We start from the raw sequence: 21,715 nt of genomic DNA, 5'->3' as shown, positions 1-21,715 counted from the left end.
GTTTCTACTTATCTGTTGTGGTGATTTGTACTTTCACTAACTGGTTTGGTTTACCTGTGAGTTTCAGAGTATAGCTTCCCCATTCGTGGGTGTTTAAGTGGGTAAGGTATTGTGATGGCTCTGCACATTGCAAGTTAACAATATCTGCACCTTGAATATCTGCACCCGCCATTGATACGTGGGTTTTCGGTGTAACACCGACGATAAACTTCTCATTCCACTCTTTGATCGCCAGTTGAATATAAGCTTCACCTTGGGAATTTAGCTGGGTGGACAAGCCTAATTCTTTATTTAAAATAAATTCTTGCTGGCTGGCCTCTTCAAGTGTTGAAGCTGTAGCAATGGTCTTTGTTGGCAAGTTACATAGTGGCTGATAACTTTTGGCAAAATAATCATTGCGCCCTTTGTGTTCAGGGTTAATGTCGGTGTTCGCGCTTACGGCCATTGATTGGCTTAGCAAGGTGCTTATTGTTATTAGCTGAATCGTCTTTTTCATGGTCTTGTTTATGGTGTTCATGACTTCACTTTAAAAGGTGGAAGACAGTTCGGGCTGTCTTTTTTATTTTTTAATGGGACTAACTGGCAAAAAGGATCTTGGTGTTGCTGTGCTGGTAGTCGAGTTATGGTTAAGCTATTGAGAAAGGCAACGAGCGCTTTTTTCTCTTTATTCGATAAACTAAAACCTGAGATCTTATTGTCTTTATTGAGATGATAACGACCATCTCCTGTATTTTTTCCTATCGTAAGTATTCGTCCACCGGTGGCATAATGTTCAATATACTGCTCAAGCGATTGTACGCTGCCATCATGTCCCCAAGGTGCTGTTTCGCTCACATTGATCAATGAAGGTATACGGTATTTTCCGTCGTCACTTTCTTTATGGCTAAAACTGGCTTTGCCACGTTCATTTTCAGGGTATAAGTATTTACCATCTTTATTTTTTATACCGTACAACCCTGTGCTGACATAAAGTGGATCGGTGTTGTTTTTAGGGGTATTTAATAGCTCGCCACCATGGCACTGGGAGCATTTAAGGCGATCACTATTGAACAGTGCTAATCCTAGTTGTTGCTCTTTATTCAGTGCATCAGTATCACCTGATAAATAACGGTGATAGGGCGTATCAACACTTTGAATTGTTTCTACATATTTCGCTAATGCGTTAATGACTTTTTGGGTTGTGAAATCTGCTGATTGATAACTGGCTTCAAATAGTGGGGTATAGATATCAGATGCTTGTTTTAAGCGTTGCACTAATAACGGCTCTGTCATCCCCATTTCTGTTGGGGCTGTGCTAAATAAAGGCAACAAAATAGCTTGTTCTAAGTTATGTAATCCTTCACGACTTTGCATGAATTGATCATAGTGGGCAACATTGAGTAATGCTGGCGTGTTTAGCGTTGTTGGATTGCCATGGATATCTGGCACTTTGCTGAATCGATTGGTCCAACCAAGATCGACGGCATGACAAAGGGCACAACTGCGATTGCCGAGCTTTGACAAGCGAACATCATTAAATAAATAGCGACCTAAGGTGATCTGAGCTTGTTGTTCACTTGTTGTTGCCAATGCAGAACAAGGGATAAAGACAAGAACAATAAGGTTAAGAAAGGTGAGTAGTGTTCGCATTGTCGAGAGTGCTCATAACAGAATGAGCAAATGATATAAGATGCGGAAAAAGAATCGGTATAAATATTGTTTCAAAGTGCGACATTGAAAAGATAAAACGAGAAATAACCCTTAATGTTATAACCTTGGGTTATCTCTCGATTATTGCTAGTGATTATGTTTTATCAACTTATGCGCCTTCAAAGTGATACAGCATATCGGTGTTGTGGGTCATTTTAGTCAATAAGGTATTGGTTAATTGATTGGTTAATGCCAATGCATTATCAACTGTTTTTTGTTCAAATTGATTGATTAATGCCTGTGCTTGTTTAGGTTGCGTTTTGTATATCGCAAGGTATTGCTTTTCAAGCTCTTGTTGCTTAACGGCTGTTTGCTGCTCAAATTGTTGATAGGCTTTTTGAACAATTGGCGAGAACTCATTCCAGTTGGTCATGGCAATGGTTTGTAACTTACGGAATTGCCAGTTTGCAGATAGGTTGTCTGCTTTATCTGTGCCAATGGTTAATGCTTTAGGCACTTCTGTCATACCTTGATAATAAGGAATATAAACGCTAAGTGCTGTCATCCCATATGCCATGTATTCGGTTTCACCGATAGCGATAGGTAGATTAGGACGAACTTGCAATATGTGTGATTCTTGAGTTCTAAATACGGATATTGGTCGGTATGCTTCTTTCGGATTACTATTCGCGTATGGGTCGTGTGACGTACCTTGATAGTGGTTTCGTAGCCCTTGTTCAACATCTGCAACCGATAATTTCTGGCTTGGTTTTAAGAATACGGGGAAACTTTCACCTTGCGTTATCTTGGTATTTAAGCCTTTTGTATACATGTGTTGTAACGTCCAAACGCGTGGATAATTGTACGTTTGATCATTCTTGGTATCTTGCGAGTAAGCTTTGTGGAAGTTGAAAGCCTCTCCTGTAACAGGAGTATATAAAGCATGTTGTTCGGCAAAGCTAACTAGCGTAGGAGAAGCTAAATAATCGGGATTATGCAGTTTATAGGTAGTTAATCGACCTTGGTTAGCTGAAACGAAATATTTATCAGCTGGGATTTTTTGTGCCATCCATTGGTGACCACTGCCGGTTTCTAAATACCAAATACCGGTTTTATCAACGAAGGCAACGCCAAAGCCTTCAGATGCGCCTTGTTTTTCAATGATCTTACCTAACAGTTCAACGCCTTCTTTGGCTGTTTTTACACGTGGCAAAATGACATTTTCAATTGCATCTTCACCAATACCAGTCTTGGTTACATACGGATCCGCCGCGAGTGCTTGAGTACCGTTATAAATGGTTTCGGTTGCAGACATACCAACCCCAGCAGAGTTAAATCCAGCTTCACCCATACTGGTACCATGGGTGTCAAAATCTGATAATGACGTGTATTCCAGTGCATTTTTTGCTGCAGGGTAAGTAAAGTCATTGGCGTTAGATTTGAAATCAGCTTTTTGTTTCGCTTCAGCGGGGTGGTAGATAAACTGTTTTGCATTAGTGGCTTGATAGTCTTCATTACGTGCGACAATAAAAGATCCATCAGTTGTTGCTTGGTTACCTACTAAAATCGTAGTGCAGGCAAATGCTGGTACACTAATAGCTGAAGTAATAAGTGCGGAAAGTAATGTTATCTTTTTCATTAATTATCGTTAAGTTATAGGCATTGAACGAATATTCTTGCAGTTGAATGAAATATAAAACGTGATATTCGTCATATAATTTTTTTAGCTTGATGCACACTAATATTGCATGGATGCGGGAGTAAAAATGCGTAATTATTCTGTATGGCGTGATTATGATTTAATTAAACATGACAAATAAAAAGGAGAAAGTAATTAAATACTTTCTCCTTTTTATATGAAGTTGAACTTAAAAAATTATTGTGGTTTTTTTTTCTTCGTTTTCACGATGAATATAACCACCTATTTCTTCATCATGATAATTAATCGACATATTACTTGCGCGAGTTTGCTGGTTAATTTCATAAATTTGAGAAGTATTCATCAAATCGCGTTGGCTTGTGTGAATGTCAACGTTCGTTGAATTTCTAGAGAATTCAACGTCAATAATAATGATTATATCGCGTATGATAAAGATAAACTCATAGGTCTTTTTTGCGTGATAAGAATGCCTATTAATACATTGGCATAAGTGATTAGAAGGGGTTACGTGTTTACAATTAATAAAGCTGATGATTCTGATTTTGAATCGCTATACGATTTGATCTATCAAAATATGTATCAACTACAATCCGAGCTTGGCTTACCTTGGAATGCCGAGGGTATAAAGCGCCATTATAGGGCTAAAGATAATTGGGTAATTAAAAGTGGCGATATTATTGTTGCTGGATTTTCAATTGAAGCTAATGAAAAGTGTTTATTTATACATTCGCTACAAATTACAAAGTCAGAGCAAGGCAGTTTATTAGGCTATCGGGCATTTAAACACATAGTGAAAGAGGCTACATCACTTCGCGTTCCGTACATCAAGTGTTGTGTGTTTAGCAATAATAAGGCTAAAGAAATGTATAGTTTAGTTGGTTTTCAGAAGTTAAGTGAGTCGAAAGGAATATTGGAGCTTCAGCTTGATTTGAATGACAGGAGTAATCTATTTTTGCGTAGGTTGAGAACAGAAAAAATTGTTTAAGAGGGATTAACAACGCATAGCATTTTCACTATGCGCGGCTTTGGTATTTCGTTGCTCACATCTAAGCGGGCGTTATACGATCAAGGAGATTTTTGTCTGTACGATATTTATCAATATGGACTCAGCGATTAAGCATAACCACGATCGCGATAATTGTAATGAGAGCAATGACATTGAGTACGCTATATAAGATAGTTTTAGGCATACTAAAAGTCAGGTGGTTGAAGTCGTATTTTTTCCCAATTGAGGTGACGGCAAGAGGGAGCATAACCAGTAAGCCGAACAGCCAACGAATATTGTTAGTCATTAAATAACCAACCTGAACTTCTGCAATAATAAAACCAATTACGGCTAATACTAATGTCGTGATAGATACGGCGAACGTACGATTGTATGAGTCCATTAATTCCGCGAATGCTTTATATTCTTCATCAGTAAAATTAGGTTGATTAGCCATATTGTCGCTACACCTGTAGGTAATATCTTTAAAAAAGTGATGATGATTATAACGGATAATGACACCAAGATAAAAAGGACAATTGCCTGTGTATACAGCTAGCCATGAAGAAATGGCGAAATATATTATTAATTTTATTAGAAAATTTAGAATGTTTTAGAAAACATATAGCGATGTTCGGATGAATATATCTGCTTTTCTGTATAGAATTACACCGTATGCAGTGCATAGAGTTGAGTGGTTCTTAAAGGGGAAAGTGATGCGAATAATGGGATCAGAACGATCGGTAGCTGGATTATATTTAATAGCGTTATTTTTTAGTTTTATGTTGTTTGGCACCGCTTACGCTAATCAAGAGAAAGATCCCATTCGTCAGCCACCGATGGTGGAAGTGATTGGTAATGGCCCTTTAGTTCCGCAATCTCACCACCAATCAATTCCAATTAACTTTATGAATCTTGATAAAGTTGATGTTGAAATTTTACATATAACTGATCCCGACACCTTTTTAAATGACAGTTACCTATTAGATAACCTAAGCCCTTATGGTTTAGAGCGTTTACAACACGCTTATGAAAGTGTTTATGCTGATCGTTTTACACTGCCACCAAGCAAGTTAAATCAACAAACTGCAGCACGTATCCCTCTTTCACATCATTTGCCGTCAGGTTGGTATGTTGTGGTGTTAAAGGCACCTGGCGCGTTTGATGAGCTAAAAGTTAAACATGTGTTATTAACAGATATTGGTATTCAAGCACGGTTAAATACCCACCAAGCGAGTTTTTCTGTGTCACGTTTATCAACGGGTGACGCTGTTACTTCAGGTAGCGTTGATATTTATCGCGATCATAAACTGTTTAGAACAGCACCCATCGACCATAAAGGTGAAGCTAACTTTGATATTGTGGCGAAAAACACCGATATCGTTATTGCTCGTACTAATAAAACAACAGCAGAACGCCAACTCGCTCCTTCATTACAACATAAGTCACAACAAGAGATCGGTATTTTACCTCTGCGTGAAGCGCCCTTAGATTTATCGGATAGCAAAGTAGGAGGGCGAGCTTATCAACCTTATGAAGCGTTTATTTACAGCAACCGTGATTTGGTTAAGCCGGGTGAATCATTACCGTTAAATATTTTGCTGCGTGATCAAGACGGTCTGGCGATTAAAGATCAGCCGATCACATTAACGGTATTAGATCCACGTAATGATGTTGTGTTATCTGAGCAACTCTCTCCGCAAGCAGCGAGTTTTTATTCTAAGCAACTGAACACGACATCTAGTTGGCGTACGGGGCGCTATACCGTTGAAGTAAGGCTCGATCCTGAAGCGCAAAAGCCGATCAGCCAATATTTTTTCGAATTGGAAGAGTTTGTTCCTGAGCGAATGGATTTAACCTTTTCCGATCCTGCAAAGCTTGTTATGGCGGGCAGTCAAACCAAGGTTGAACTAAATGGGCGCTATCTATTTGGTAGCCCAGCGGCAGGTAATAAAGTTACTGCCGAGGTTATGTATAACCCAACGTCGAGCTTTAGCGGTAAATACAGTGATTATCGAGTCGGTAAGCGATTTTCATTGGCTAGCCGTTATCAGCAATTAGATAAGCAAACATTATCAGCAGAAGGGAAAGCAGAGATAGTTTTACCGACACCTTCTGCTGCTAAAATTCAATCACCAGTTAATGCGGTCGTTAATTTCAGTTTATTAGAAACGGGTGGGGCCGCTGTACAACGGGATTTACGTTACACGGTGTGGAAAGATAGTCCAATAGCTGGAGTAAAGCCGCTGCAAAAAAGTGTCGGTTATGATGCTAACCCTCAATTTGATATCGCACTATTAAGCCATGATGGTCAACATCGTCTTGCTGGTGATTTGACCGTAAAAGTGGATTACGATCAGGGGCCTTATTATTGGTTATATGAGCAAGGTGTTGGTTGGCAGCGTAAGAAACAAGCGCGTTGGAAATCGATCTCTTCGCAAACGATTCATGTTGAAGCAGGTAAAAGTCATCGATTATCTTTTGCGACTAAATGGGGTCAGTACCGTATTACAGTGACTGATCAAGCGAGTAAAACCGTTACTGAATATCAATTCTATGCCGGTTGGTATGATGGTTATCAGCAAATAAAAGCCAAGCCTGAACATCTTGATATTGCTTTTGATCAATCACGTTATCACGTAGGTGAAAATATCCGTTCAGCGATCACCGCACCAATTGCAGGTAGCTTATTAGTGACGCTAGAAACAGATAAAGTGATTTGGTCGCAACGCACTAAGATAACGAAAGGCAAACAAGATATTGAGATCCCACTGCCACAGGGACTAAATCGTCACGATATTTATTTAACCGCTACGCTAACAGGTAATGTTGATAATGCGCCGAAACGTTATTTTGGCATTAAGCCAGTTAAGCTTAATCGTGAGGCGCGAAAACTCTCAATCAAAGCGACAATGCCGCCAATTATTCGTCCGTTAACGACCTTAGATATCCCAATTACTGTTGCTGGTATTGAGAAGCAACAAAATGATAATACTTGGGTAACGGTTTCGCTGGTGGATAAGGGCATTATTAACCTCAGCCGTTTTAAACCACAAGATCCATTTAACTACTTCTTTGCACAGCGTCGTTATAGCGCGGATGTGGTTGATCTGTATTCACGTCTTTATGATTTACGTCCTAATCCCTTTGCTCAATCGCGTTTCGGTAGTGATAGCGTTACGCGTACTGATAATAAAAATGACGATTTAGTTGAAAGTAAAACCGTAATTTTAATGTCCAATCCGATAATGGTTAAAAACGGCAAGGCGAATGTGAAATTAGCTATCCCTGATTACAATGGTGAAGGGCAGTTAATCATTACGACATTTAATGATTCACAAGTGGGTCGAAGTGTATCAAGCAATAAAATTGCAGCCCCCGTTGTCGCTGAATTGAGTATTCCTCGTTTTCTCGTTGCAGGAGATAAATCGAGTGTCACGGTAGATATTCACAATATTAGTGGAACAGCGCAGACGTTATCACTGGCATTGAGCGCCAACAAAGGCGTGAACTTAGCGATTGCACTTCTGCCTGCCAAGGTGACATTACAAGATGGCGAGCATGTAAGTTACAACGTCCCGTTTACGGTTAACTCACCAATAGTTGTTAACCGTACAGAGTTCAAACTGCAAGCACACTCGCTGTCACAAAACAGCAACAATCAGATCCATATTGATCGTTCATGGACAACGCCGATCAAGTCAGTAATGCCGTGGGTTTATAAGATGCATTCGGATCTGTTAGAGCCGCAACAAAGGCTGACAGTGACATCTTCGTTGTGGCAAGGGCTTGATACGATTCCAGATCAATTAGGCTTTGCCTATATCAGCCAAACACCGATGCTAAGCGTGATAGAGCAAGCAAGAGATCTTTATCAATATCCGTATGGTTGTGCAGAGCAAACAACCAGTAAAGCATTACCGTATTTATATGATTTACCAGAATTAACTCGCTTTAAAAAAGCCGCTTTTGAGCAGCGATTGAAAGCGCAAGGAAAAGCACCTAATGCTGAAGCGATGCCATCTGATAGGGATATGATTTATCAAGCGATAATGAATTTGAAACCTATGCAAACATCACAAGGTGGTTTTTCGTTGTGGCCAAGTGATGGCTATAGCAGTCGTGTTAACGATCAGCCTTGGTTAACTGTTTATGTGACTGACTTTTTGCTACGTGCTGATAAAAAATTTCCAAATATAGTACCGAAAGCCATGCTGAAACGAGCGCAAGACGAGATCCTCGAATATGTGAAGAACCCAACACGCATGAAGCAATGGGCGTATAACCAACAAAATGCGGATAGTGCATTAACCTATGCGGCATATGTGTTGTCTCAACAAGGACTGCTCCAGTGGAGCGATATTGATAATTTAGGTCTTAAACTCTTCCCATCTGGACTAAGTGAATTACAGCTTGCGGCAAGTTATGCCAATGTGGGCGATAGTGATAAGGCATTAGCACTGTTAAATAATTACCATACGGTTAAACGTTACAGCAGCTATTTTCAAGATTATGGATCTAACCTGCGTGATAGCGCCTTGTCTGTATTGATTTTGCAGCAACTAAAATCGAATAGTATTTTGGCTCAAAAAGCGGCGGAAATTCAAAAGCAGTTATTAGAACAACTTGTTGCAGAGTCGGGCGATAAATTGTGGTTGAGCACCCAAGAGCGTGGTGCATTGTTACAAGCTGCGATATTGACCCAAAGATTGAATAAAGATCAGCCGTTTGATGTGACAATTAATGGTCATGATCAGCAACATACCGGTCCATTTTCAGTACCATTAACGGAAGGATTAACAATTACCAACCATAATACCAAGCCGCTGTACGTTAAGTTACAGGGTGAGGGGTACCAGCAACGCAATAAAGCGGTATCAAATAGTGATAATCCGTTGAATACATTGAAAGTGAATACGCTTTCACGCTCTGTTTATCAATTAGACGGCAAGCCATTTACTGGAAATACAGTAAAAGTTGGTCAGCGGTTATTGGTTGTATTGAATGTTAATCTCAACCAGCGAGTCAATGAAGGGTTACTGTCTAAGATGATCCCAGCAGGTTTTGTGTTAGAAAACCCTGCACTTAATCAAGGGCTTGATGTAGCAGCATTAGCGCCAAACGATGTGACATTAAGTTCACCAGAGCATAGTGAACATCGTAATGATCGTTATGTGATTTCTCAGTCATTTGATAAGGATAAAACCTATTCATTTGCGTATTTACTTCGTGCTGAAGTACCGGGAACCTTTACTATTCCGCCAATTTACATGGAGTCGATGTACCAGCCATCACAACATGCTGTGTACTGGCCTAAGCAAGACATGGTAACCATTGAAAAGTAATTATTTTGCGCAACAGCCTGCATCACGTTATAAAACGTGGATGCGGGCTTGTTGTATAACCATTGTATTATTAGCTACTTGTGGTGTGGTGCTGAATTACGTATTTCCATTACCGCCACTTTATCCGAATGGCTCTGCGGTTGTTATTAAAAGCCAAGAGGGAGAGGTACTGCGAGCATTTGCAGATATGCAAGGGGTGCGTCGAACGCAACTAACATCACCGGATCAAGTTGATCCTTTTTATCGACAAGCGTTATTAACCTATGAAGATCGATGGTTCTATTTCCATCCCGGGTTTAACCCTTTTTCGATCTTTCGGGCTGCATGGCAATGGGGGGTTAATGGGCATGTGGTCTCTGGTGGCTCAACATTAACCATGCAAGTTGCCCGTTTAATCTCACCGCATTCACGTTCGTTATCAGGCAAACTAACCCAGTTATTTCGAGCGCTTCAATTAGAGTGGTTTTTTAGTAAAGAGCAGATCTTAACCTTATATTTAAATCTTGCCCCGTTTGGCGGCAATATCGAAGGGGTTGAGGCTGCGGCGCAACGTTACTTTGGAAAGTCTGCGCAATTGCTCACAAAGTCAGAAGCGGCATTACTGGTGGTATTACCGCAAAAACCATCGTTATATCGCCCAGACCGTTTCCCTGAACGTGCAAAAGCGATGCGTAATAAAGTGCTTGAACGATTAGTGCGTTATAACAAGCTCGATCAATACAGTGCGAACTTTTTGCAACAGGAACCTGTCGTTGTTGCCCCTTATTTTCAACCACTGCAAGCGCCATTATTGAGCCGTATGCTACAGCAAGGTTATCCGCACCAAGCGGTGATTCAAACCACTATTCGAGCGGATATTCAAAAGCGAATTCAGCGACTGCTAACGACGGTTTCTCAACGCTTACCAGCTAAAAACTCTGCGGCTATCGTTGTGGTTGATAATGCGTCTGCCAGTGTTATTGCCTATCAAGGCTCGGCGGATTTTAATGATGTTAGCCGATTTTCTTATGTTGATATGGTGCAAGCGGTTCGATCACCAGGTTCAACGTTAAAACCATTCATTTATGGTACGGCTCTTGATCTTGGGATCATTCATTCTCAAAGTTTACTCAGTGATATTCCGTCATCGTTTTCAGGCTATAAGCCACAAAACTTAAATGGCAAATTTCAAGGCGCAGTGAGTATGAGTGAAGCATTAAAGCAGTCACTGAACATTCCTTTAATACAAGTTTTTAATAAAGAAACACCAGAGGTTTTTGATCAAAAACTGCAACAAGCTGGGATTCAATTACAGCATAAAAAATCAAATTTAGCGGTGGGATTAGGCGGGACAGGAACCAATTTAATTACACTGGCAGCTATGTACCGAACACTGGCAACGAATGGGCAATATCAGCCTTTACAACTGCTACAAAATGCCAAATCCGTTGTGAGTAAACCGCTCCTTTCACCGGCTTCAAGTTGGATTATTTTTAAAACACTGAGTGAAATAAGCGCGCCAGATAGAGTCGTACCATCGATAAGACGTCAAATTGCTTGGAAAACAGGAACTAGCTATGGTTATCGTGATTTTTGGTCGATAGGCGTTAGTCCAGATTTTACAGTTGGCGTGTGGATAGGTCGTCCAGACTCTAGCCCTGTTGTGGGTTATTTAGGCGCGACACAAGCCGCACCTATTATGTTTGATGCCTTTGATCAGTTACCCCGCGATCAACACCAACGAATAAAACCTAAAGACGTTGTGACAAAGACCATTTGTTGGCCGAGTGGGCGTGATAAGCAAATTACGCCTCGTGCACAATGTGTTTCGCAAAGAAAAGCCTATACCGTAAGAGGAATTACGCCACCCACGTTGGAAACTGATGGGCGTTTTTTACGTCCAAGTTTGGATACGGCTCAAACAACGTGGCCGAAACTTCTAGCAAACTGGCAACGGCAACGAGGGGGGATTTCAACGCCTAAAGGGAAAGATGATTCACATAAGGATAACGGAAATGTTGCGCCGTATATCAAGCAAATAGTGACAGGGCAGCATTACTATAAAGATCAATTAGACGTATTACCGCTACAAACGCTAGATGAAAACGTAAAGGTTGATTGGTATGTAAATAACCAACCATTTACTGGTAATGAAATTAAATTAGTGGATTACTCGGGTAAGGTGCGTATCACTGCTTGTATTAATGGAGTATGTGATAAACGTGAAATTGTTGTTCATCCGTAATCGAAAGCGTCAAGAAAACAGTGTTTATCAAGTGGTGTTTTTGACGGTTTATCTAATAATAAATTATTACAAATCAAATAGATAAATTAATTCTAAATTGTATTGTTATTGTTTATATTTCGCCAAATACATATTATTAACATTGTGCGAAAATAATGAAAAAGAAGTATTTAGTCAGCCTATTGCCAGTATTGCTTATGGCGCAATATGGACAAGCAGAAACAATCGGATCCACAGTACCAGAAACACTTTATTTTAATAAAAAAGCGTTGCCATCAGACACTCAAGGCACACTGCAAGGTAGTGTTAGTGTTGCTCAAAGCGTGATCATGCAAACGAGCAATAAGATTGAAAATGATCGCCAACCACATCTTGTTTCTCTTCGTCGTACATTGGTGCTGTTTGAACCTCACGCAGATATGTTAGAGCAAGACGAAGTTGTCACTGTTACTGCTAAAAATAAACAAAACGACGTGGTTTATCACACGGTGATGCGTCAACCACAACAGTTGCCACAAGTGGCGGGTAAGCTTGACAAGTATGTTGAGATAACGAAGCCATCGCAGTTCTCTCTAACTATTACTAGCAATAGCGATCTTCATGACATCTCTGGCGAAGCGGGTACAACACATTTTAAAGCACTACTTGATCAGCACGATACAGTTTTAGTTAAAACTGGAGATGGTCATTGGGCGGGGCATTTTATTTTGCCTGATGATAAAAGCTTTAATAATAAGAAGATCACATTTATTTCAGATGCTGGCTACAACTCTCAAATTGAATATACACAAGGCAGAGATACGATCAGCCGTGGTAACCAATTTACCTATCAGAATATTGATGGTGTTTGGTATGGTGAGTCGGATATGGCAATCAGCCGAATTTCATATAGCGATAAAGCTTACTCTGCCGTACTTCCAGCAGAAGCCGTTAAACTGGGTTTACGCTTAACTTTCACCAGTGGAAATAAGAAAGAAGGGACGGTTTCAGATATTAAGATCGGTGCTAATACCAGTATGATCTTAAATGCAATCGATATTGGTTTATTAACAGAGCCAAGAGATCAATTTATCTTTATCGATGATCCAGAATTACACCGTCAGTATTTCCAAAGTCTTCAGATCAGTAAATTGATTGTTAACCCTTATGAATCAGTACATCTTAAAGAGATCATTTTGCCTGATGGTCGCTTACTTCAAGGTGTTGATCCTAGTGATGCAGACGGTTACGGCAGTGATTCACATTACCGTATTGCACGTGAACTGATCTCTTCAGGTATTAACAGTGCTAACTATGGTGTGAATTCATCAAAAGTACGTCCTGCAAGTCAGTGGAACATTGAAGCGCCATACCATGCAACGCAAGTGACTGTGAATAACTCAATTGGTAATTATACTGATGGTTTAATTGCACACGGTATGTTGGGCTCTTACGCAGGTGTAGCTTCTGTCGTGAGTTCAACGGGTAACGAATTTAGTCATGAAGTAGGTCACGAATTAGGAGTCGGTGCACATTATCCTGGTGGCTTTACGGGAGCAATTCACAAAAGTTCTACTGAAGTGAACTCTACATGGGGGTGGGATGTTTATAAAAATATCTTTATTCCTAATTTCACTAAAGGGGTGACGAATCAAGAGTCATGCTACGAAGGGGAATGTGTTGCACCTTTTGAAGGACACAGTTTTGGTTTTGGTACCATGTCTGGCGGTCAACCGCTTTACCCTAAATACAATGCATACACATTACATGCACCGTATGAGCTGAGTGTGTTTCAAGATTTCGTAGAAAATAAAGCGAATTTTGATCCAGAGTCCCCAACAGGTTATAGCAAGTGGGATCATGTAGAACAAGTGATGAAGCCATGGACGCATTCAGTGGTTGATGATTTAGCGATCTCTGTTGTTGTTAGTCCGAATGAAAGCTTAGGGCCTGATGAATTTGGTCCAGAAAGTCACAAGTTTTATGAGCTATTTGAAAAAAATGATCTTGTTTATGTCTTAGTGAAAAACCACGCATGGATTGGTAATGTTCACCTGCCAAGCGATATAGCGTTTGAAGGTAAAACAGCACTTGTTCAAGTGACATCGCTATGGAATACCAATATTCATTATAATGATCAAAGTTTTACATTAGAGCGTGACAAAAAATATGCGTTCACTTACGCCAATGGACAGTGGGTATTAGAAGAAAACTCAACACTGGGCGGTAATATTGATCTTATCCCATACAAGCAAGGCGTACAGGTAACAACCTTGGTAGGGTATTACGATCCACAGAAAACACTACCAAGCTACATCTACCCAGCTCTGCATGGTGCATACGGTAATGTTTACCTTGATAACTTCACGGCTTCAACATGTCAGTTGGATGTGTTGACGCAAAACGGTGGCACCAAAACGTTTAACCTGTATAACCGTCGTTTGCAAGATGGTCACATGAACCGTTTTCACATCAATATTGAAAGTGCACTGAAACCATACCGCGCAGAAGTTAGCTGTGGTGGTGAAGTATTAAATACAATGGATATAGTGCCGGCAAAAGCGTCGTTAAAAGCAAGTATTGTGACAACGGAGGCAGGAAAAGCACCCGTTATCACAGGTGTTGACGATATTGTTGTTGCACATGGTGATTTATTTGCGCCACTTGCAGGAGTAACAGCGACAGATGATTACGATGGTGATGTCACTGCCTCTATCGTGGTTGAAGGTACTGTTGATACCAATAAAGTGGGTCATTACACGCTAACTTACAAAGCTTATGACAGTGCTTTAAGTGAATCTGTTGTTGCGCGTAAAGTTGAAGTGTTTAGTGCAAAACCTGTGTTAGAAGGGATTAGCGATACGACTATTCAACTCGGTGATACCTTTGATGCAAAAACAGGTATTACCGCAAAAGATGCAGAAGATGGCGACATAACGGCCAATATTATTATCAAAGGTGAAGTCAATACGAGCCTAGCTGGTAACTACACTTTGAATTACCGTATTACTGACAGCGCACAACAAACCACAGAAGCGCAACGTGTTGTGACGGTTGAAGGTAGCGCAGTGTGCGAAAACACATGGAGTGCACAAAGTATTTATGTTGCAGGAGATGAAGTCAGCCACAACGGTGTGGTATGGCTAGCAGGTTGGTGGACAAAAGGTGAAGAGCCGGGAACAACGGGTGAGTGGGGTGTTTGGAAACAAATTGCAACCGAAGGTTGTACCTCAGTCAAACCAGAAGTGACGCCACCTGCGCCGGGAGAATATCCAACGTATCAAGCGGGCACAGTTTACCAACAAGGGGATATTGTTCGTGCTAGCGATGAGCAGTTATACCAATGTAAACCGTGGCCTAATTCAGGTTGGTGCTCAAGTGCTTCTTATGCCCCAGCAAGCAGTGCTTATTGGCAAGATGCTTGGACAAAACTGTAATCACATAATATTTACTATATAAATCAAAGCGGTGAGTTAAATCACCGCTTTTTTATATCATGTTGCGTGATGTTTCATGTCTTGTTAGCTATTTTGATCCTGTGTAAAAAAATGATTAACAGGACCATGACCACTACCGATATTGAGCTGATCAGCCGCTGAAATGGCAGAGGTAATATATTCTTTGCCACGTTGTGTTGCTTGTTCGATCGAATAACCTTGAGCAAGGTAAGAAGCAATAGCTGAAGAGAGGGTACAGCCAGTACCATGGGTATTGTGGGTATCAATACGTTTTGTTTTTAGCTCGATAATATCGTCACTTAATATTAATAAATCATTACTTTCTGAATCACTTTCTAGGTGCCCACCTTTAAGCAGTATGGCTTTTGTTTGTATGTCACGCAGTTTGCTGACTAATCCCAACATATCCGTATGATTGTGTGGGATCTCGCTGTTTGTCAGCGCAGCGGCTTCAGTTAAATTAGGCGTGATGAGATCAGCTAATGGAAGTAGTTTTTGCTTTAATGTACTAATGGCTGACTGTTGTAATAATAAGTCACCACTGGTGGCAACCATAACGGGATCAATCACAAGATAGCGTGGCTTGTACTCTTTTATTTTGTTCGCAACCAGCGTGATGATGTCACTATCGGCAAGCATGCCTATTTTAACGGCCTGAATGTTGAGATCGGTAAAAACAGCATCTAACTGTTGTTCTATCATCACAAGAGGAATAGGAAGAATACCACTAACACCTTGGGTGTTTTGCGCCGTAATTGCAGTGATCACCGAACAAGCATAGCCACCAGTTGCTGAAATAGCTTTGATATCGGCTTGAATACCCGCGCCACCACTACTGTCAGAGCCAGCAATAGTTAAAACGATAGGCGTTGTAACATGGGATGTATTATTGGTGTGTGATGACATAACAGATTCCTAATTACGCGTTAGGAACCGGTGCCAAGTCTGAAAGGATCGGTTGATGTGAAGTGATGAGATCCAGTGATAACTTGGCTAAACAATACGGATATTGTTTATTTAGTTCCCTCCGCCAGTGTTAACTGGTTCAGGTTCAACGGGTCCCACTTAAATTGTGATCTCAGCGTAATGCCCCCCGACTAACTCTCAAATCCTAATAGATAAACGTTTTGTTGTCACGTACTTATAAAATAAGGGGTTACATCAGCATTCATGTTAGATAAAAACCAAAGATGTAATGGTCAGGTGAAATAATCATTCCCCGACAAAGAACCCGAGCAATAAAAACAATATTAGTTTCATTGACATATTATGTATTATGCAACTGCTCGGTTAAGACACTGTAGATTACCTCACACCTTTACCGCATCAGATTGATTAAAATAAACAAAACTAAAATCACGGACGTTAAAATGGCAACTCTGCTTAGCTGGCTTGGTAGAACAGATTTAGATCAAATGAAGCTAGATAAACCAGCTTCCATTGCAACCCTCGCTCTTAGAGGGCCGATGCTTGATAGTGTCGTTATTCTTGCGAGTACATGGGATGACGAATGGTTTGACTACAAGGACTGGTTAAAAAGAAAGTTAGCATGTGCTGGGCGTTCTAAAACATCAGTAGAGATAAAACGTGTCAGATTAACTTCACCGATTGATTATTTATCAATAACGAAAGTCATGCAAAAGCAATTGAGTGACGTTTCCTCAGATGCGACTCAGGTGTATATCAATCTGACATCAGGTACCCCAGCCATGACTGTTGTATCAGTGCTGCTGGGCAAGGGTAATGCTAAATGTCAGTTCGTTCAAACATCGCCACAAGGGGAAATCAATAATGTCGATATCCCGGTAGATTTTGCCTCTGAGTATGCGAAATCTTCATCTACTGCGATTTCACAACTGGTCTCTAAACACCCCAAAAATGAAGGTGCTTTTAGCTCAATAACCGCCAACTCCGCAGTAATGCAAGAAACCGTCAAAAAAGCGCAACGTTTAGCGTATTCGGATCTACCAGCATTATTATTAGGTGAAAGCGGAACGGGTAAAGAGGTACTTGCAAAGTCTATTCATCAAGCCAGCCTCCGACAGCAAAAGCCATTTAAAGCCGTCAACTGCGGTGCGCTACCTGAAAACCTCGTCGATTCAATTTTATTTGGTCACAGAAAGGGAGCCTTCACGGGAGCTGAGCGTGATCATGAAGGACTGTTTGAGCAAGCAAACGGCGGCACACTGTTTTTAGATGAAGTCGGTGAGCTTCCTTTAGTGGTGCAAGTCAAACTATTACGAGCGTTACAACAACAAGAGATCACGCGTGTGGGTGATACCGTTACCCGCACCATCGATGTACGGATAATCGCAGCGACGCATCGTGATTTATTTCGTATGGTGTCTGATGAAACGTTTCGTGAAGATTTATTTTATCGCCTCGCTGTTGGCGTTATCACATTACCGCCATTAAGGCAGCGCGCTGAAGATATTCCCGACATCATTACCACGTTCATGGCAGACATCAATCAACAGATGGAAAAGCATCCGCTGTTTGAAAGTAAAAACATTTCCGATGCTGCAATAAATTTTACCGTTTCACATCACTGGCCGGGTAATATTCGTGAGCTTTGGAATACGTTAAACCGTGCTACGCTGTGGTCTGAAAATAAAGAGCTAAGCCGAGCGGATATCGAAAAAGCCACATTAAGCTTAGATAATACACCGTCCGCTGAAGATAAGTTCCTTATTCCGGGCGATTTGCAGCAATATATTGATAATATTAAAAAAGATGCGATTATCTCTGCCATGGATTTTGCCAGTGGAAACAAATCTAAGGCTGCTAAATCATTAGGTTTAAAAAATCATCAAACATTGAATAATTGGCTCAAAACGTACGATTTAGATGCTTGATGAAACAAAGAAAAGCGAATGGCATAAACGTTGCGATAGGCATAGGTATCAAAGGAGAGCAACTAAGGTGAAAACGTCCATGAATTTCGAACATTTACGTAACCAGTGGCCAGAGTTGGCAGAGCTTGGCGCATTTGCTGAAACCTATGCCGTGAGTGATCCGCAAAGTGCACTGGTTAAGCTGCGCTGCTACGTCGAAAAAATTGTAGGCTACTTGTACCGAGAGCTTCACCTTCCTGTGGCACCTAACGCCTCTATGCATGATAAGTTGGTGAGCGGTTCATTCACATCTATCGTTGATAAAACCATTGTTGATAAGTTTCACGCTGTTCGTCGAGGCGGAAACAAAGCCGCTCATGAAGGCGAAGTTAGCCAACACGATGCCATTTGGTTGCTAAAAGAATCTTATTTCATTGGCTGCTGGCTATTTATGGCATATGGCGAGGGTAAACTAGAAGATTGCCCATCGTTTACCACACCTGAAAATAGCCAAAGAGAAGATGAATCCAAAGGCGAATTTAAGCGCAAGAATAAGCAATTACAACAAAAGCTTAAACAGCATGATGAGATCTTAAAACAGGCATTGAAAGAGCTGGAAGAAACTAAGCTTGCTCAATTACAGGCTCAGAAAGAAGCGGCACAGCTTAAAGCACAAGTGGATCAAGCCAAAGCAGATAAACTTCGTAGCAATACGCTAGCAATGAAGAGCAGCTTTGATTTTAATGAACAAGAGACCCGCAAGCGAATCATTGATGCAGATCTGCGTAGCTGTGGCTGGGATGTTGCACTTGATGAAGAGAGTACAGAGCAAGTATCCAAAGAAGTTGAAGTTGATGGGCAGCCAACGCAAACAGGCATTGGTTATTGTGACTACGTACTTTGGGACGACAATGGTAAACCGTTAGCGGTCATTGAAGCCAAGCGTACACAGAGAGATGCCAAAGCCGGGCGCGAACAAGCAAAATTGTATGCTGATGCGCTAGAAAAACGTTATAGCCAACGTCCTGTGATTTTCTACACCAACGGCTATGAAATTTATATTTGGGATGATGCTCAAGGTTATGCACCACGCGCTATCTTCGGTTACTACGCCAAAGACAGCCTTCAATACCTGATCCAACAACGAACTCTTAAACAAGATCTTAATACAACGCCTATCGACACCAAGGTAGCAGGGCGTATGTATCAAATGGAAAGCATCAGTCGTGTCTGTGAACGCTTTTCAGACAAACACCGCAAAGCGTTGGTGGTACAAGCAACAGGGACAGGTAAAACCCGTGTATCTATTGCATTAGCAAAACGTCTGCTTGATGCGGGATGGGCGAAGCGTGTTCTGTTTTTATGTGACCGAAAAGAGTTACGTAAACAGGCAGGTCATGCGTTTAATGAACACACCAAAGAGCCGCTTTTCATCAAAGGGAAAAGTAAAAAAGATGCGGCTTCCAATGCGCGTATCGTAATAGCGACTTACCCGGGCATGATTCAAAACTACGAAGAGTTCGATGTCGGTCACTTTAATTTGATCATTGCCGATGAATCTCATCGCTCTATCTACAACAAATATGGCGAGCTATTTAAATACTTCGATGCGCTACAGGTGGGGCTAACAGCAACGCCGGTTGAGATGATCTCACGATCTACCAGCCAACTGTTTGGCTGTGACTATAAACTGCCCACAGCAAACTACCCGTTAGAGCAAGCGATTGAAGAGAAGAACCTTGTCCCGTTTAAGGTGGTTACCCATACCACGCAATTTTTACGTGAAGGGATCAAAGCAAGCGAACTGACGGATGAGCAAATTGCAGAGTTAGAAGATCAGGGCATTGATCCTAATACCTTAGATTTCGATTCTAAGCAAATTGATAAAGCGATATTCAATAAAGACACCAACCGAGCCATTATTCGTAACTTAATGGAAAAAGGCTTAAAAGATAAAGATAACCAACTGCCGGGTAAATCGATCATCTTTGCCCGCAGCATTGCCCATGCAGAGCTTTTGGCTGAACTTTTCAGTGAAATGTACCCAGATTTGGGCGGTAATTTCTGCCGCGTTATCCACTCTAAATACGAACGGGCTGAAGAGTTAATCGACAACTTCAAAAGCGCAGAAGGGAACGATGATGACATTACCATCGCGGTATCGGTCGATATGCTAGATACCGGTATTGATGTCCCTGAATGTGTCAACTTGGTGTTTGCGAAACCGATTAAATCGAAAGTGAAATTTTGGCAAATGGTGGGTCGTGGTACTCGCTTGTGTGCAAATCTCTACGGTCCTGGTTTAGATAAAAAGCACTTCTTAATTTTTGACCATTGGGACAACTTTGAATACTTCAAAATGAACCCAGAAGAAGATGAAGGTTCGCAAACTAAATCTCTGCCGCAAAAAGTGTTTGAAGCCAAACTCAACTTGGCTGTTGAAGCACTAAAGAAAGCAGAAATGGAGATTTTTGCTGATGCTGTTCACCAGATCAAAGCGGATATCGATTCGCTCAACGATAAAACCATTGCTGTGCGTGAAAAGTGGAAGCTGAAAGCCCAATTGAGCGAAGAAAAACGCTTAATGCAAATGGCGCCAGATACCAAAACGTTGTTGTTTGATGAAATGGCGCCGTTGATGCAATGGAAGAAAACCACAGGCGAAAGCGAAGCCCTTCGTTTAGATCTGCAATTTCTTCAGCTGCAACTGACGAAATTACAACAGCCAAGTAAGGTTGATATTGAAGCGCAACCTATTTTAGATAAGGTGACTAGCTTGTCTATGCACCTAAATGAAGTGCGAAGCAAAGCAACCACCATCAAACAGATACAACAACAGAACTACTTGAGTGATGCCGATTACTTTGCCGTTGAGGCCTGTCGTCATAACTTGCGCAGTGTGATTCACTTACGTGATAAAGGGGTAGCACCTGCATCAACTCATATTCCTGTAATTGATGTGCGTGAAGATGAAAGCCTTTATCAAACAGAAGAGATCAAAACAGACATCATCACGGTTGATTATGAAATCTACCGCCAAGAGGTAGAAAAGACCTTAACGCCACTGTTTGATACTAACGACGTATTGCAAAAAATCCGTGGTGGGCAAGCGGTAACAGAAGCCGACTTAGCGACATTAAGCGCCTTGGTACTGACCCAAAACCCCAATGTTGACTTGCGAACCCTTAAAGAGTTCTTCCCAGAATCAACCTCAGGGCTAGATCAAATCCTGCGCACGATTGTCGGTATGGATGCTAAGCAAATAGAAAATGAGTTCACGGCTTTTGTGCAAAACGTGCATACCCATTTAAACGCAAGACAGCAGCGTTTTATCGGCATGCTCAAAAATCACCTTTGCCGCTACGGTAGTGTTGATATTGAACAGCTCTACGATGCGCCGTTTAATCAAATTGATGATGCAGGGCTAGATGGCGTGTTCCCAAACCCGGCACAAGCCGACGTGGTTGAACAATTTGTACGTCGCTTTAGTGTCCATTTGGGGGATAAACAAACAAGTGTTGAGAAAGTCGTAAATTAGCATTTGGTATCAAGAATCAAGCGAGTAAACTACCACGCATAATTATAAGCGGCTTGATAACAG

At 41.2% G+C, this 21,715-nt stretch carries 12 protein-coding genes and 1 riboswitch; of the genes, 6 read left to right on the top strand and 6 right to left on the bottom strand.

The features are described 5' to 3' along the window. Nucleotides 1-4 precede the first annotated feature (4 nt). From C9J40_RS00625 to C9J40_RS22320, 4 genes are all read right to left on the bottom strand, one after another. Nucleotides 5-517 (bottom strand): hypothetical protein, encoded by a 513-nt coding sequence (locus C9J40_RS00625; RefSeq protein ID WP_107245375.1) that lies wholly within the window; start codon nt 515-517, stop codon nt 5-7. Next, complete coding sequence (locus tag C9J40_RS00620) at nt 514-1,629, bottom strand: cytochrome-c peroxidase (RefSeq protein ID WP_107245373.1); 1,116 nt, start codon at nt 1,627-1,629, stop codon at nt 514-516. The genes C9J40_RS00625 and C9J40_RS00620 overlap by 4 nt, the downstream gene beginning before the upstream one ends. A 169-nt stretch (nt 1,630-1,798) precedes the next feature. Then, nucleotides 1,799-3,268 (bottom strand): C69 family dipeptidase, encoded by a 1,470-nt coding sequence (locus C9J40_RS00615; protein ID WP_107245372.1) that lies wholly within the window; start codon nt 3,266-3,268, stop codon nt 1,799-1,801. A gap of 229 nt (nt 3,269-3,497) precedes the next feature. After that, complete coding sequence (locus C9J40_RS22320; RefSeq protein ID WP_255418989.1) at nt 3,498-3,632, bottom strand: hypothetical protein; 135 nt, start codon at nt 3,630-3,632, stop codon at nt 3,498-3,500. 165 nt (nt 3,633-3,797) lie between these two features. Here C9J40_RS22320 and C9J40_RS00610 point away from each other — a divergent pair, with 165 nt between their 5' ends. Then, nucleotides 3,798-4,274 carry a GNAT family N-acetyltransferase gene (locus tag C9J40_RS00610; protein WP_107245370.1) on the top strand — a complete coding sequence of 159 codons (477 nt, stop codon included), beginning with the start codon at nt 3,798-3,800 and terminating at the stop codon, nt 4,272-4,274. Nucleotides 4,275-4,395: 121 nt separating this feature from the next. On the opposite strand, the gene C9J40_RS00605 is transcribed toward C9J40_RS00610, so the two are convergent. Next, nucleotides 4,396-4,731: a hypothetical protein gene (locus C9J40_RS00605; protein WP_107245368.1), complete on the bottom strand. Its 336-nt coding sequence runs from the start codon at nt 4,729-4,731 to the stop codon at nt 4,396-4,398. Nucleotides 4,732-4,990: 259 nt separating this feature from the next. Between C9J40_RS00605 and C9J40_RS00600 the strand changes: the two genes are divergently transcribed. The 3 genes from C9J40_RS00600 to C9J40_RS00590 all read left to right on the top strand — a co-directional run bounded on the left by C9J40_RS00600 (nt 4,991) and on the right by C9J40_RS00590 (nt 15,259). Continuing rightward, on the top strand, nt 4,991-9,619 hold the full coding sequence (locus C9J40_RS00600) for an alpha-2-macroglobulin (protein WP_107245367.1): 4,629 nt from the start codon (nt 4,991-4,993) through the stop codon (nt 9,617-9,619). Beyond that, nucleotides 9,609-11,843: a penicillin-binding protein 1C gene (pbpC, locus tag C9J40_RS00595; protein ID WP_107245365.1), complete on the top strand. Its 2,235-nt coding sequence runs from the start codon at nt 9,609-9,611 to the stop codon at nt 11,841-11,843. Before C9J40_RS00600 ends, pbpC begins: the two co-directional genes overlap by 11 nt. Before the next feature lie 155 nt (nt 11,844-11,998). Further along, complete coding sequence (locus C9J40_RS00590) at nt 11,999-15,259, top strand: M66 family metalloprotease (RefSeq protein ID WP_107245363.1); 3,261 nt, start codon at nt 11,999-12,001, stop codon at nt 15,257-15,259. A gap of 84 nt (nt 15,260-15,343) precedes the next feature. Here C9J40_RS00590 and thiD read toward each other — a convergent pair whose 3' ends face one another. Continuing rightward, nucleotides 15,344-16,186, bottom strand: a complete 843-nt coding sequence (gene thiD / locus C9J40_RS00585; protein WP_107245361.1) for a bifunctional hydroxymethylpyrimidine kinase/phosphomethylpyrimidine kinase — start codon at nt 16,184-16,186, stop codon at nt 15,344-15,346. A gap of 99 nt (nt 16,187-16,285) precedes the next feature. Next, nucleotides 16,286-16,386: riboswitch (TPP riboswitch) on the bottom strand. Nucleotides 16,387-16,650: 264 nt separating this feature from the next. Between thiD and C9J40_RS00580 the strand changes: the two genes are divergently transcribed. Both C9J40_RS00580 and C9J40_RS00575 read left to right on the top strand, forming a co-directional pair. After that, nucleotides 16,651-18,135: a sigma-54-dependent Fis family transcriptional regulator gene (locus C9J40_RS00580; RefSeq protein ID WP_107245360.1), complete on the top strand. Its 1,485-nt coding sequence runs from the start codon at nt 16,651-16,653 to the stop codon at nt 18,133-18,135. 79 nt (nt 18,136-18,214) lie between these two features. Continuing rightward, entirely contained in the window at nt 18,215-21,652 is a 3,438-nt protein-coding gene (locus C9J40_RS00575; RefSeq protein ID WP_107245358.1) for a DEAD/DEAH box helicase family protein, read from the top strand. Nucleotides 21,653-21,715 lie beyond the last annotated feature (63 nt).

The sequence above is a fragment of the Photobacterium sp. GB-72 genome, assembly GCF_003026095.1.
In the GTDB taxonomy this organism is placed as follows: domain Bacteria; phylum Pseudomonadota; class Gammaproteobacteria; order Enterobacterales; family Vibrionaceae; genus Photobacterium.
This window is presented reverse-complemented; position numbering and strand designations above follow the sequence as displayed.

Coding starts and splice junctions, on each gene's coding strand:
- C9J40_RS00625 (WP_107245375.1), bottom strand. CDS start 517: ATGAACACCATAAACAAGACCATGAAAAAGACGATTCAGCTAATAACA.
- C9J40_RS00620 (WP_107245373.1), bottom strand. CDS start 1,629: ATGCGAACACTACTCACCTTTCTTAACCTTATTGTTCTTGTCTTTATC.
- C9J40_RS00615 (WP_107245372.1), bottom strand. CDS start 3,268: ATGAAAAAGATAACATTACTTTCCGCACTTATTACTTCAGCTATTAGT.
- C9J40_RS22320 (WP_255418989.1), bottom strand. CDS start 3,632: ATGAATACTTCTCAAATTTATGAAATTAACCAGCAAACTCGCGCAAGT.
- C9J40_RS00605 (WP_107245368.1), bottom strand. CDS start 4,731: ATGGCTAATCAACCTAATTTTACTGATGAAGAATATAAAGCATTCGCG.
- C9J40_RS00600 (WP_107245367.1), top strand. CDS start 4,991: ATGCGAATAATGGGATCAGAACGATCGGTAGCTGGATTATATTTAATA.
- C9J40_RS00590 (WP_107245363.1), top strand. CDS start 11,999: ATGAAAAAGAAGTATTTAGTCAGCCTATTGCCAGTATTGCTTATGGCG.
- thiD (WP_107245361.1), bottom strand. CDS start 16,186: ATGTCATCACACACCAATAATACATCCCATGTTACAACGCCTATCGTT.
- C9J40_RS00580 (WP_107245360.1), top strand. CDS start 16,651: ATGGCAACTCTGCTTAGCTGGCTTGGTAGAACAGATTTAGATCAAATG.
- C9J40_RS00575 (WP_107245358.1), top strand. CDS start 18,215: ATGAATTTCGAACATTTACGTAACCAGTGGCCAGAGTTGGCAGAGCTT.